The sequence below is a fragment of the Actinomadura sp. GC306 genome, from assembly GCF_004348665.1.
In the GTDB taxonomy this organism is placed as follows: domain Bacteria; phylum Actinomycetota; class Actinomycetes; order Streptosporangiales; family Streptosporangiaceae; genus Spirillospora.
Genome location: NZ_SMKM01000210.1, coordinates 1 through 11,930, shown reverse-complemented (window position 1 = coordinate 11,930; position 11,930 = coordinate 1). Strand labels below are relative to the sequence as shown.

At 73.2% G+C, this 11,930-nt stretch carries 12 protein-coding genes and 1 pseudogene; 11 read left to right on the top strand and 2 right to left on the bottom strand.

The window, feature by feature from the left end; all coding sequences use genetic code 11:
* Positions 1 to 456: pseudogene (locus E1200_RS34965) on the bottom strand (hypothetical protein); the annotation flags it as partial.
* Between the two features lie 10 nt (positions 457 to 466).
* On the opposite strand from E1200_RS34965, the gene E1200_RS24475 reads away from it, so the two are divergent.
* The 6 genes from E1200_RS24475 to E1200_RS24450 are packed head-to-tail and all read left to right on the top strand — an operon-like array spanning position 467 to position 7,102.
* Positions 467 to 2,539: a serine/threonine-protein kinase gene (locus E1200_RS24475; protein WP_243708809.1), complete on the top strand. Its 2,073-nt coding sequence runs from the start codon at positions 467 to 469 to the stop codon at positions 2,537 to 2,539.
* Between the two features lie 2 nt (positions 2,540 to 2,541).
* Positions 2,542 to 2,799: a hypothetical protein gene (locus E1200_RS24470; RefSeq protein WP_131954419.1), complete on the top strand. Its 258-nt coding sequence runs from the start codon at positions 2,542 to 2,544 to the stop codon at positions 2,797 to 2,799.
* Complete coding sequence (locus E1200_RS24465; RefSeq protein ID WP_131954418.1) at positions 2,796 to 4,103, top strand: VWA domain-containing protein; 1,308 nt, start codon at positions 2,796 to 2,798, stop codon at positions 4,101 to 4,103. Before E1200_RS24470 ends, E1200_RS24465 begins: the two co-directional genes overlap by 4 nt.
* 5 nt (positions 4,104 to 4,108) lie before the next feature.
* Positions 4,109 to 4,756, top strand: a complete 648-nt coding sequence (locus tag E1200_RS24460; protein ID WP_131954417.1) for an FHA domain-containing protein — start codon at positions 4,109 to 4,111, stop codon at positions 4,754 to 4,756.
* Positions 4,753 to 6,273: a hypothetical protein gene (locus E1200_RS24455; protein WP_243708808.1), complete on the top strand. Its 1,521-nt coding sequence runs from the start codon at positions 4,753 to 4,755 to the stop codon at positions 6,271 to 6,273. The genes E1200_RS24460 and E1200_RS24455 overlap by 4 nt, the downstream gene beginning before the upstream one ends.
* 10 nt (positions 6,274 to 6,283) lie before the next feature.
* Positions 6,284 to 7,102 (top strand): glutamate ABC transporter substrate-binding protein, encoded by an 819-nt coding sequence (locus E1200_RS24450; protein ID WP_131954416.1) that lies wholly within the window; start codon positions 6,284 to 6,286, stop codon positions 7,100 to 7,102.
* A 15-nt stretch (positions 7,103 to 7,117) separates the two neighbouring features.
* Here E1200_RS24450 and E1200_RS24445 read toward each other — a convergent pair whose 3' ends face one another.
* Positions 7,118 to 7,492, bottom strand: coding sequence for an STAS domain-containing protein (locus tag E1200_RS24445; protein ID WP_243708807.1), 375 nt, complete (start codon positions 7,490 to 7,492; stop codon positions 7,118 to 7,120).
* Between the two features lie 372 nt (positions 7,493 to 7,864).
* Here E1200_RS24445 and E1200_RS24440 point away from each other — a divergent pair, with 372 nt between their 5' ends.
* From E1200_RS24440 to E1200_RS24420, 5 genes are all read left to right on the top strand, one after another.
* Complete coding sequence (locus E1200_RS24440; protein ID WP_243708806.1) at positions 7,865 to 8,536, top strand: lysophospholipid acyltransferase family protein; 672 nt, start codon at positions 7,865 to 7,867, stop codon at positions 8,534 to 8,536.
* 198 nt (positions 8,537 to 8,734) lie between these two features.
* A complete protein-coding gene (locus E1200_RS24435; RefSeq protein ID WP_131954415.1) occupies positions 8,735 to 9,430 on the top strand; it encodes a hypothetical protein in 696 nt (231 codons plus the stop codon).
* Positions 9,431 to 9,510: 80 nt separating this feature from the next.
* The gene (locus E1200_RS24430) at positions 9,511 to 9,714 is read left to right on the top strand and encodes a hypothetical protein (RefSeq protein ID WP_131954414.1); all 204 of its coding nucleotides are present in this window, start codon (positions 9,511 to 9,513) and stop codon (positions 9,712 to 9,714) included.
* Positions 9,715 to 9,804: 90 nt separating this feature from the next.
* Positions 9,805 to 11,151, top strand: a complete 1,347-nt coding sequence (locus tag E1200_RS24425; RefSeq protein ID WP_131954413.1) for a flotillin family protein — start codon at positions 9,805 to 9,807, stop codon at positions 11,149 to 11,151.
* 112 nt (positions 11,152 to 11,263) lie between these two features.
* Positions 11,264 to 11,930 (top strand): NUDIX domain-containing protein (locus E1200_RS24420; protein WP_131954412.1); only part of this gene is annotated, 667 nt, incomplete at its 3' end.

Sequence of the window (11,930 nt, the reverse complement as noted above, 5' to 3'; positions counted from 1 at the left end):
CCCCGAACCGGCCCCCGTTCCGGAGTCGGCCCCGGCCGCGCCGCCGGCCCCGGCTCCGGCGGCGGCTCCCGGGCCGGCGCCCGCGCAGAGTCCGGCTCCGCCCGTCCACCCGATGAAGGCGGCCGGGCCCGCCCCGTCTCCGCTGGCCCCGTCTCCGCACGCGCCGCCGTCCGGGCACCCGTCTTCGCCGAGCCCGGCGCCGCACACCGTCCGCGCGCCGGGCGCGTCCGCGAGGCCCGTCCCGCACGCACCGGCAGGCGCCGCGGTGACCAGGCGGTCGCCCGCGACGCCCGCGGCAAACCCCGCCGGCCCGTCCCGGCCGGGCGGCACCGGCACCGGCACCGGTACCGGCGCCGCCCCGTCCGGCGCCTCGGCGGCCGGCGGGTCCGGCACCGTCGGGTCCGGGCGGACGGCGTCGCGCGGCGGCACCCGGGGGACGGGTTCGAGCGGCTCCACCAGGCGCGGGATGCTCGGCGCCGGGCTGGTGGAGGTGCCGCCCGTCCCGGCCCGCGACCCCGCCTCGGCGATCATGCCGGCGCCCGAGGTGCCGGAGAACCGGCGCTACTGCGGCCGGTGCGACGAGAAGGTCGGCCGGAGCCGGGGCGACCGGCCCGGCCGCACCGAGGGGTTCTGCCGCAACTGCGGCCACCCGTTCTCGTTCACGCCGAAGCTCCACCCCGGCGAGATGATCGGCGGCCAGTACGAGGTGCTCGGCTGCCTGGCGCACGGCGGTCTCGGCTGGGTGTACCTGGCCCGCGACCACAACGTGAGCGAGCGCTGGGTGGTGCTCAAGGGCCTGCTCGACTCCGGGAACGCCGACTCCCTCGCCGCCGCGACCGCCGAGCGGGCGTTCCTCGCCGAGGTCGAGCACCCCAACATCGTCAAGATCTACAACTTCGTGCGGCACGGCGACGCCGGCTACATCGTGATGGAGTACGTCGGCGGCCGGTCGCTGAAGGACATCCTCCTCGGGCTGCGCCGCGAGCACGGCGACGCGGCGGCGCTGCCGCTGCCGCAGGTCATCGCGTACGGGCTGGAGGTGCTGAGCGCGCTCGGCTACCTGCACGGCGTCGGGCTGCTGTACTGCGACTTCAAGCCGGACAACGCCATCCAGTCGGAGGAGCAGCTCAAGCTGATCGACCTCGGCGGGGTGCGCCGCGCGTTCGACGTGGACAGCCCGATCTTCGGCACCCCCGGCTACCAGGCGCCCGAGATCGGCTCGCAGGGCCCGTCGGTCACCTCCGACCTGTACACGGTCGGCCGGACGCTGGCGGTGCTCAGCTTCCCGTTCCGCGGCTACACCGGGCGGCATCTGCGCAGCCTCCCGCCGCGCGACGAGGTCCCGGTGTTCCGGCGGCACGAGTCGTACCACCGGCTGCTGCGCCGCGCCACGCACCCCGACCCGGCCCGCCGCTTCCAGAGCGCCGCGGAGATGGCCGAGCAGCTCACCGGCGTCCTGCGCGAGGTCCTGTCCGCCGAGGACGGGCGGCCGCGGCCCGCGCCGTCCCCGCTGTTCGGCGCGGGCCAGCACACCGCGGGGGCCGAGATCGCCGCGCCGGCCGAGCGGGACGGCACCCGGGCCGGAACTCGGGCCGGCACCCGGGCCGGGCCCCCGCCGATCCTCGCGCCGCTGGAGCCGTCCGCCGCCGCGGCCGCGCTGCCCGTCCCGCTCGTGTACGGGTCGGACCCGGCCGCCGCGTTCCTGACCGGGCTCACCGCCCGCGACCCGGGCGACCTGGCCGCCGCGCTCGCCGCCGCGCCGGTCCCGTCGCGGGAGGTCCGCCTCGCGCTGGCCCGCGTCCGGATCGAGCTGGACGACCTGGACGGCGCCCGCCGCCTCCTCGACGAGATCGCCGCCGCGGCCCCCGACGACTGGCGCGTCGACTGGTACCGCGGCGTCCGGGCCCTCGCGGGCGGCGGCACCGCGGAGGCCGTGGCCGTCTTCAACGACCTGTACGACCTCGCGCCGGGCGAGCAGGCCCCCAAGCTGGCGCTTGCGTTCTGCCACGAGATCCGGGGCGACATGGTGCAGGCCGCCCGCTTCTACGAGACGGTCTGGCGCACCGACCCCACCCACGTGAGCGCCGCGTTCGGCCTGGCCCGCGCCCGCCTCGCCGCGCGCGACCGCCGGGCGGCCGAGCAGGTGCTGGACTCGGTGCCGCGCGTCTCCAGCGACTACCTCGCCGCGCAGCTCGCGGCCGTCGCGACCGCGGTGCGCGGCCGCCGCCCCACCGAGCTGGACGCGGGCACGCTGGTCGAGGCCGGGCGGCGCCTCGCGTCGCTGCGCCTGGACACCGAGCGCGCCGCCGCGTTCACCGCCGAGGTTTTGGAGGCCGCCCTCGGCTGGGTCCGCATGGGCCGGGGCGCCGGGCGGGCCGCGTCACGTCCCCGGATCCTCGGCACCGACCTCGACGAGGCGTCGCTCCGCGCGAAGCTGGAGGAGACCTACCGCGTCCTCGCCAAGCTCGCGGACGGCGCGGCGCACCGGCACGCGATGGTCAAACGGGCCAACGAGGTGCGCCCGAGGACGCTGTTCTGACGATGACCGCGGACCGGGACCTCCACACCGTGCTCTACCGCACCCGCGGCGAGCCGTGCGGCGACGGGCTGGGGAACCATCTGCCCGGCCCCGCGCACCTGGCGTCCGCCGCCCGGCCCGGCGAAGATGGCGCGGACGGGCCGCGCGGGACGGTGCGGCGGCTGCGGCGGGCGGCGCTCGGCGCGGGCGGGCACGACGACGTCGCGGTGGCGGTCATCGCCTGCCCGCCGCCGGACACGAGCAGGGAGCCGGGCAGATGAGCGGACACCCCGGGTTCACGATCCGCGTGGACCAGAACCCCTACCTCCCGGAGGGCGGACGGGAGGTGCACGCGATCGTCACCGTGACGGCGCGCTCGTCCGGTACCGCCGGGCCGGGCGGCGGCCGGACGCCCGCCGCGGAGGTCATCATCATCGACACCTCGGGCTCGATGTCCTACCGGGGGAAGATGGCCGCCGCGAAGCGGGCCGCGCGGGCGGCGGTGCACGTGCTGCGCGACGGGGTCCGCTTCGCCGTGGTCGCGGGCGCCAACCAGCCCCGGATGATCTACCCGCAGGGGGAGCGGCTCGCCGAGGCGAACGAGACGTCCCGGCGCAGCGCCGCGCAGGCCGTGTCCCGGCTGGAGGCGGCGGGCGGCACGGCGATCGGGTCCTGGCTGCGGCTCGCCGACCGGCTGTTCACCGGCTACGACGACGCCGTCAAGCACGCGATCCTGCTGACCGACGGCAAGAACCAGCACGAGTCGGAAGAGGAGCTCGACGCGGCGCTGGAGCAGTGCTCGGGCCGCTTCCAGTGCGACGCGCGCGGGGTCGGCACCGACTGGGAGGTCGCCGAGGTCCGCAAGATCACCACGGCGCTGCTGGGCGGGTTCCTGGACGTCCCCGACCCGGCGGACCTGGAGGCCGACTTCCTCGCGATGACGCGCGCCGCGATGAGCAAGGAGGTCGCGGACGTCTCGCTGCGCGTGTGGACGCCGCGGCGGGCGGAGCTCCGCTTCGTCAAGCAGATGGTGCCGACCGTGGACGACCTGACCGGCCGGCGGGTCGAGTCCGGGACGCAGACGGGCGACTATCCGCTGGGCTCGTGGGGGAGCGAGACCCGCGAGTACCACCTGTGCGTCGAGGTGCCGCCCGGCGACGTCGGACGGCAGATGCGTGCCGCGTGGGTGAAGGTCATGGCTGGTGACCAGGCCCTCGCGTCCGGAACCGTCCTCGCGGAGTGGACCGACGACGAGGCCAGGGCCACGCTGATGAACGAGCGGGTCACGATCCACACCGGTCAGTCGGAGCTGGCCGAGGCGATCCAGGAGGGCCTGGAGGCGCGGCGGCTGGGCGACGGCGACACCGCGACCGCCAGGCTCGGCCGGGCCGTGGTGCTGGCGCGGGAGGTCGGCAACGAGCAGATCTCCGGCCTGCTGGACCGGATCGTCGAGGTCGTCGACCCCGAGCGCGGGACGGTCCGGCTGAAGCGCGAGGTGTCGAAGGCGGACGAGATGTCGCTCGACACCCGCTCCGTCCGGTCGGTGCGGACTCGGCGCCCCGACGACGCGGCCGGGGGAGGCTGAGGCCCATGCCGGTCTGCCCGAGCGGGCACCTGTCCGCGGACGCCGCCTACTGCGACGTGTGCGGCGACGTCATACCGCGCGCCGAGCCGGCCGCCGCCTGCCCCGAGTGCGGGACCCCTCGCTCCGGCCGCTTCTGCGAGGTCGACGGCCACGACTTCGGCACCGGCGCCGCCCATTCGGCGCGGCAGCCGCCGATGGTGCCCGCGCAACGCACGAGCAGCCCGCGCATGACCCCGCCCGGCCCGTCCGCCGTGATCACCGCCGACCGCGAGTACTTCGGCACGGTGCTCGCCCAGCTCGGGCCGGACGCGCCCGACCTCAGCTTTCCGCCGTACTGCCCGGAGCGCCGCGTCCCGCTGCTCGGCGACCAGGTCCGGATCGGGCGGCGCAGCACGTCCCGCGCGATCCTCCCGGAGATCGACCTGAGCGCCCCGCCCGAGGACCCCGCCGTCTCGCACCTGCACGCCGTCCTGCTCGCGCAGCCGGACGGCGCCTGGCACCTGGTCGATCCCGGCTCGACCAACGGCACGACGGTGAACGGCGGGACGGAGCCCATCGAGGTGAACACGCCCGTGCCGCTCACCGATGGCGACCGCGTCCACGTCGGCGCCTGGACGACGATCACGCTGCTCCTGCAGGAGGCCCCGCCATGACGATGACCCCGCCCCGCGGGCCGGGGCCGGTGCGCCCCGCACCAAGACCCCCGGCGCCCCGCCGCCCGGACCCGGCGAGGCAGCGCACGGGACGCCTCACAAAGCTCGTCCGCGGCCGGTGGCTCCGCACGATCCCGGGCCGCATCGGCGTCCACGCGGTGCTGTGCCTGGCCGCGATCGTGGCGCTGCTCGCCGTGCTGACCGTCGCGATCGGGAACGCCCGCGACTCCGTCCAGACGATCGGCCATGACGCGGGCCCGCAGGTCGTCGCGACCGGCACCCTGTACTTCGCGCTCAGCGACATGGACGCGCAGGTGTCGAACATCCTGCTGATCGGCCGCGACCACGACCTCGGTATCGGCCACGACGAGTCGCTGCGGCTGTACGAGCGGCGCCGCGCGGAGGCCGACGCCGCCGCCGTGGAGGCCGCGCAGCTCGCCGGCAGCGACCCCGCGCTGCGGCGCACCGTCCAGGAGGTGCTGGACGGCCTCGGCAAGTACGAACGGCTCGTCGGCCGCGCCATGGAACTCGACGCGCAGGCCGACCACCCGCCGGGGGAACTGCCCGCGGAGGTCATCGACGCCTACCGGCAGGCGACCGACCTGATGAAGATGCAGCTCCTGCCCAAGGCGTACAACATCACGCTCGACACGGGGGCGCACGTCCGGCAGGACTACGAGACGAACCGGTCGGCCGTCCTGACGGGCCGGACCTGGGTCGCGGTGACCGGCGCCCTCGTCCTCCTGCTCCTCATCGCCACGCAGCTCTACCTCGCGCGGACGTTCCGCCGCGTCCTCAACCCGCCACTGGTCCTCGCGACCCTCGCGGCACTCGCGCTCACCGCCGTCGGGACGGGCCTGCTGACCGCCCAGGCCGGACACATGAAGAAGGCGAAGGAGGACGGCTTCGACTCGATCCTCCAGCTCTCCCGGGCCCGCGCGATCAGCCACAGCGCGTTCGCCGACGAGAGCCGCTACCTCCTCGACCCGGGCCGCGCCGACACCTACGAGCAGACCTACCTCGACAAATCCCTCTCGGTGATCCAGCCGGACATGGGCGACCGCCCGGTCAACCTGGAGAACTACTACGCCGCACTGGAGGAGAAGCTCAGCGGATACCGAGCGGGCGAGGGCGACGTGCCGTTCCTCGGCTTCTTCGGCGACGAGGCGCGCACGGTCGAACGAGGCCGCGAGGCCGACGCCCTCCACCGAACGCTTCAGGCATACCGGCTGGTTCAACGCAACGACGCGCGGATGCGGCAGCTCGCCTCATCGGGAGACCGGGCCGGAGCCGTCGACCTCCGGATGGACCGCACCTCCGGCGCCATCAGCGACTTCGGCGCCTACGACGCGGCGCTGACCGCGCTCACGGCCGTCCACCAGGACGCCTTCGACAACGCGATCAGGGACGCGGACGGCGGCCTGCGCGGCTGGAACGCGGTACCGGCCGCGGGCGCCGCCGCCATCGCCCTGCTGATCCTGGCGGGGATCCGTCCCCGGCTGGCCGAGTTCCGCTGAGGAGGAGAAGATGCGCGCCATCCGTGCCACCGCCGGTGCGTTCCTGCTGCTGGCGGGCCTGACGGCCTGCGGCCTCGGCGGCTCCGAGAAGGAGAGCGTCACCGACCGGAACTCCCTGGTCATCGGCGTCAAGGAGGACCAGCCCGCCCTCGGCGTCAAGCGCCCGGACGGGACCTACGAGGGCTTCGACGTCGATGTCGCCGTCTACATCGCGGGCAAGCTGGGCGTCCCGAAGAGCCGCATCACGTTCCGGACGACCAACTCGTCCGTCCGCGAGGAGGCACTCGCCAACGGCACCGTGGACCTCATCATCGCGACCTACTCGATCACCGCGCGCCGCAAGATGGAGGTCACCTTCGCGGGTCCCTACTACGTCGCGCACCAGGACACCTTCGTCCGCGCCGACGACGACTCGATCGACGACGTCCGGGACCTGAAGGGCAAGCGGATCTGCGAGGTGACCGGCTCCAACTCCTGGCGCCGCGTCATCGAGGAGCGCAAGGTCGCCGCGAAACCCGTCACCGTCGACACCTACGGCGCCTGCATGGACGCCCTCGCCGCCGGCCGACTGGACGCCGTCTCCACCGACGACCTGATCCTCGCCGGCTTCGCCGCGGGTCGCTCCGGCCGCATGATCAACGCCCCGTTCACCGACGAGAAGTACGGCGTCGGCCTCCGCAAGGGAGACCTACGAGGCTGCGAGACCATCAACCGAGCCATCACCACCATGTACCAGGACGGCACAGCCGAACGCCTGCTCAACAAGTGGTTCGGCGACTCCGGCCTGAAGCTGACGACAACGGTCCCCCAATACGAAGGCTGCACCTGACCACCGAGGGCAGAGTTATTTGGCCGCCGCTAGGGCTTCTCGGAGGGTGTCGTGGATGGGGATGAACTTGTCGATCCCGGTGATGCGGAACACCCGCTGGACGCGTGGGGGCAGGGCGACCAGGGCTACGGAGGTGCCGTGTTCGGCGGCGCGGCGGTTGGCGGCGACGATGGCGTTCAGGCCGGTGGAGTCGCAGAAGGTGACCTCGCGCATGTCGATGACCATGGGGTCGCCGGAGTCGACGACCTCGAAGAGCGTCTCCTCGAACCGTGTGCGGGACACGACGTCGATGTCCCCCTGCACCCGGACGAGGGTGCACCGGTCGTCGCGCATCAGGTTGATGTCGAAGTCCATGGTCACCTCACGCCCCATCCGGTGGTACCCGGCCATCTCAGGTGACTCCTCAGGATTGCGCACCGGCGCCCACATTCCAAGGACTTCCTGGGAAAAGGACCTGGTCGCCCACAGGTGTGCCCAGGGCCGTAACACGCCCGAGACGGTCGTCCGGGTCTCCTGCACCGAACCCTACCTGACGGATCGTCCGGAGGGTCCGGCAGCGCCCCGGGACCTCCGGGAAACGCGGCAATAACTTACTCAAGAGAAACTTACTCAATAGTAGAAATGGTGGATAAGTGCCCACGTACCGTGCTTGACCTGCGGATGGGCTTTTCCTGACCCGGCCGGCGAGGGGCACGGGGGGCGCTGACTCAGGCCCGGATCGGCGCAGACGTTACAGTGTCGTTGGCGAATTCAGGAGGCTGGGTGTTCTACACGTTCATGACGCGCGTGGTGCGTCCGATCCTCTGGCTGCTTTTCCGTCCGCGGGTGGTGGGCGGCGACAACGTGCCGAGCTACGGGCCGCTCATCGTGGCGAGCAACCACCTGTCGTTCATCGACAGCTTCATCATTCCGCTGGCGGTCCCGCGGCCGGTCACCTACATCGCCAAGGCGGACTACTTCGAGGGCGGCGGGCTCAAGAAGCGCTTCGTCCGCTGGTTCCTCACCAACCTCGGCCACGTCCCGGTGCGCCGCGGCGCCCGGCGCGCCGCGATGGGCGCGCTGGAGCAGGGCGCCGAGGTCCTGGAGAACGCCGGCGCGTTCGCGATCTACCCCGAGGGCACCCGCTCCCCGGACGGCCGGCTCTACCGCGGCCGCACCGGCATCGGCTGGCTCGCCCTGGAGACCGGCGCCCGGGTGCTGCCCGTCGCGCTGGAGGGCACCGACAAGATCCAGCCGCTCGGCGCGGCCCTGCCGCGCGTCTTCGGCCCCCGCCCCACCGTGCGGATCGGCCCCCCGATGGACTTCTCCCACTACCGCGACCTGCCGCCGGCCAAGGCCCGCCGCGCCATCGCCGACGAGATCATCGAGACGATCCAGAAGATGTCCGGCCAGGAGTACGCCGCCGAGTACAATGAGCGCGCCACCCAAGGCTGACCCGCGCCCCAGGCGAACCACCCCCGACACCGCCCGCCCCGATGCTTCGTTGACTTGCGGCGTGTTGCCCTTATGGAGCGCTCCATAAGGGCAACACGCCGCAAGTCAACGGAACCGGGGGTCTGGTGGGTGACCGGTTCGCCCGGAACGCGTGTCGTCTCGAGGCGTCTGGGGGGTTCGCGCCGTAGGGTCACCGGCATGGCGCACAGGCTCCTCCCGATCATGCTGCTGGCGACGGCCGCCGCGGCCACCGCGTGCGGCGGTGGCGGCGATGAGAGCGCGCGTCCCGTCCACGGCACCGGTCCCGCCGAGATCGCCGGCGTCGGCTACACCGCCGACCAGCTGGCCCAGGCCCTGCTCACCGAGCTGCCCGGTTACCGGAAGGCAGCGGAACCCGACTCCGGCTCGTACGGCACGCTGCGGCCGATTCAGAACGCGGCCAGGTTGCAGCGCCAGGCCGTCCTCGACAAGCCGGGCTGCGGGACGGGCGGCCCGGACGGCGCCGTCCCCGCCGACGCCCCCGCGGCGCTGGTCACGTTCGCCAAGCGCGGCCAGGCCGTCACCCAGACCCTGATGGGCATGTCCGCCGGCGCCGCGGAGAAGCAGGTCAACGCCCGCGTCCCGGCCGGCTGCCTGCGGTTCCGCACCAAGGTCGGCTCCGAGTGGTCGCAGCACCGCGTCGTGGAGTCCCCGAAGGGCGACATCGGCGAGGGCTCCCGGACGGTCGGCGTCGCCACCACCAGCGGCGACACCGGTACCCGCACCTGGTACGTGGTGTTCCGCGGCCGCCACTACCTGGCCACGATCACCGTCTCCGGTCCCGCCGCCACCCGGGCCGAGGCGGAGAGCCTGGCCCGCACAGCCCTCGGGCAGGCCGAGCGCGTCCTCCCGTAGTCGGCGGCACGCGCCACACCCCGCGTCGTCCCCAGCCATTAGCCTTGGCGGACTGGCCTGCGACGAACAGGGGGCGCTCCTTGATCGGTAAGGAAGGCCGGGTCACCGGCAAGATCGGGCCCGGCCTGGTCGGCGAGGTGATGATCCCGGTGCGCGGCGGGGTCGAGGCGTTCTACGCCCACCCCGTCGACCCGCGCGAGGAGATCACCGTGGGGATGGTCGTGGTGGTGGTCGAGTACCACCCGCCGCGTACGGTGTATGTAGCGCCCGCTTTCGGCCAATAGCTACGCAAGTCGAACCGGTTCCCCGTTCGGCGCGTCTATGGGGCAACGCGGACGGATTCGTCCCCCCGCCATAACAGAAAAGGAGGCCGTATGCCCCTGCTCGCCGTGCTCGGCGGCGCCGTAGCCGCGCTCATCGTGCTGATCATCTTGTTCAAGCTCGTGTGGCGGGTCGCCGAGCCGAACGAGGCGCTGATCATCTCCGGGCTGGGCGCCAAGTCCAAGCCCGTGGACGGAATGGACAGCCTCGGCTTCAAGATCGTGACCGGTAAGGGCACCGCCGTCCTGCCCGGTTTCCAGGTGGCCCGGCGGCTGCGGCTCGACAGCCGGGCGGCCAACCTCGAAGTGAACTGCGTGACGCAGCAGGGCATCCCGGTCAAGGTCCGCGGCGTCGTCATCTACAAGGTCGGCGACGACTTCGTGTCGATCGCCAACGCGGCGCGGCGCTTCCTGGAGCAGCAGGGCTCGATGGACGGCGCGATCCACGAGCTGTTCACCGGCCACCTGCGCTCGATCATCGGCAACCTCACCGTCGAGGACCTGATCCTCAACCGGGAGCGCCTCACCAGCGAGACCCGTATCTCCGCCGCCGACGAGATGAGCAAGCTCGGGCTGGTCGTCGACTCGCTGCAGATCCAGGAGATCGACGACGAGACCGACTACATCACCAACCTCGGCCGCCCGCACGCCGCCCGGGTCGCGTCCGCCGCCCGCATCGCGGAGGCCGAGCGCAACCAGGAGGCGACCGAGCGGGAGCAGGAGACCGAGCGGCAGAACGCCGCGGTCATCCGCGACACGGAGATGAAGAAGGCCGAGTACGAGGGCCAGGTGCAGCAGGCCGCGCAGCAGGCCCGCCAGGAGGTCATCCTCAAGGAGACCCGCAACGCGGAGCTGGAGGCGGAGCGCACGGAGAAGCGGCTGGAGAGCGAGATCCGCAAGCCCGCCGACGCCCGCGCGTACGAGCAGGTGAAGCTGGCCGAGGCCGAGCGCGAGGAGCGCATCGCGCAGGCGCAGGCCGCCGCGACGGAGATCCAGCTCCGGGCGGCGCGGGAGGCGGAGGCCACCCGCATCCTCGGTGAGGCCGAGGCGGACGCGATCCGGCAGAAGGGTCTCGCGGAGGCCGAGGCGATCAAGGCGCGGGCGGAGGCGCTGGCCAAGAACACCGATGCCGTCATCGCGCAGCAGCTCGCCGAGCAGTGGCCGCAGATCGTCGAGGCCGGCGCGGGCGTGTTCGGCAACGTCGACAACATGGTCGTGCTCAACGGCGCCGAGGGCGTCGAGGACATGCTCGCCAAGGCGCTCACGCTCGGCGGCACGGGGCTCGGCGTCGCCCGGCAGCTCCTCGGCAACCTGAACGTCCAGAACGGGCACGCCCCGAACGGCACCGCGAACGGCGCGGCCGTGGTCGAGGTTCCCAAGGACGCCCCGAAGGACGACTGAACACCGGCCATCGGATCACGGGCGGGCGCGTGCGGACGCGCCCGCCCGTCGGTGTCTCCGGGTGTCTCCGGACCGGGATCCCTCCGCTGCGGAGAGCAATAGACTCCACTCCATGCTCGTCCCGCGCCTCGCCGTCTCCGTCGATCTCGTCGTCCTCACCGTGCGGGAACAGCGCCTCTGCGCGCTGCGGTGGCGGCGCGACCGCCCGCCGTACGAGGGGGCGTGGTCGCTGCCGGGCGGGTTCATCCAGCTCGACGAGGACCTGCCCGTCGCCGCGTCCCGGCTGATGGCGGAGCGGGCGGGGCTCGCGGACGTGCGGATCCACCTCGAACAGCTCGCCACCTACGGGTACCCCGACCGCGATCCGCGGCAGCGGGTGGTCAGCGTCGCCTACCTGGGGCTGGCGCCCGATCTGCCCGCGTCCAGCCGCGCGCAGGTGCTGTGGACGGCGGTGGACGAGCTCGTCCACCGCGACCGGGCGGCGTTCGACCACCGGCGCATCCTCTGCGACGGGATGGAGCGGGCACGGGCCAAGCTGGAGTACACGTCGCTGGCCGCCGCGTTCTGCCCGCCCGAGTTCACCGTGGCGGAGCTGCGCCGCGTCTACGAGATCGTGTGGGGGACGAGCCTCGACCCGCGGAACTTCCACCGCAAGGTCACCGGCGCCGACCGCTTCCTCATCCCCACCGAGCGGACGACGACGCGCGACGGCGGCCGCCCCGCACGCCTGTACCGCCGCGGCGACGCCCAACAACTCCGCCCCCCCATGCTCCTGTCGC

Bases quoted from the DNA above. Each gene is read 5' to 3' on its own strand.
- E1200_RS24475 (WP_243708809.1), top strand. From the start codon at position 467: ATGCTCGGCGCCGGGCTGGTGGAGGTGCCGCCCGTCCCGGCCCGCGAC.
- E1200_RS24470 (WP_131954419.1), top strand. From the start codon at position 2,542: ATGACCGCGGACCGGGACCTCCACACCGTGCTCTACCGCACCCGCGGC.
- E1200_RS24465 (WP_131954418.1), top strand. From the start codon at position 2,796: ATGAGCGGACACCCCGGGTTCACGATCCGCGTGGACCAGAACCCCTAC.
- E1200_RS24460 (WP_131954417.1), top strand. From the start codon at position 4,109: ATGCCGGTCTGCCCGAGCGGGCACCTGTCCGCGGACGCCGCCTACTGC.
- E1200_RS24455 (WP_243708808.1), top strand. From the start codon at position 4,753: ATGACGATGACCCCGCCCCGCGGGCCGGGGCCGGTGCGCCCCGCACCA.
- E1200_RS24450 (WP_131954416.1), top strand. From the start codon at position 6,284: ATGCGCGCCATCCGTGCCACCGCCGGTGCGTTCCTGCTGCTGGCGGGC.
- E1200_RS24445 (WP_243708807.1), bottom strand. From the start codon at position 7,492: ATGGCCGGGTACCACCGGATGGGGCGTGAGGTGACCATGGACTTCGAC.
- E1200_RS24435 (WP_131954415.1), top strand. From the start codon at position 8,735: ATGGCGCACAGGCTCCTCCCGATCATGCTGCTGGCGACGGCCGCCGCG.
- E1200_RS24425 (WP_131954413.1), top strand. From the start codon at position 9,805: ATGCCCCTGCTCGCCGTGCTCGGCGGCGCCGTAGCCGCGCTCATCGTG.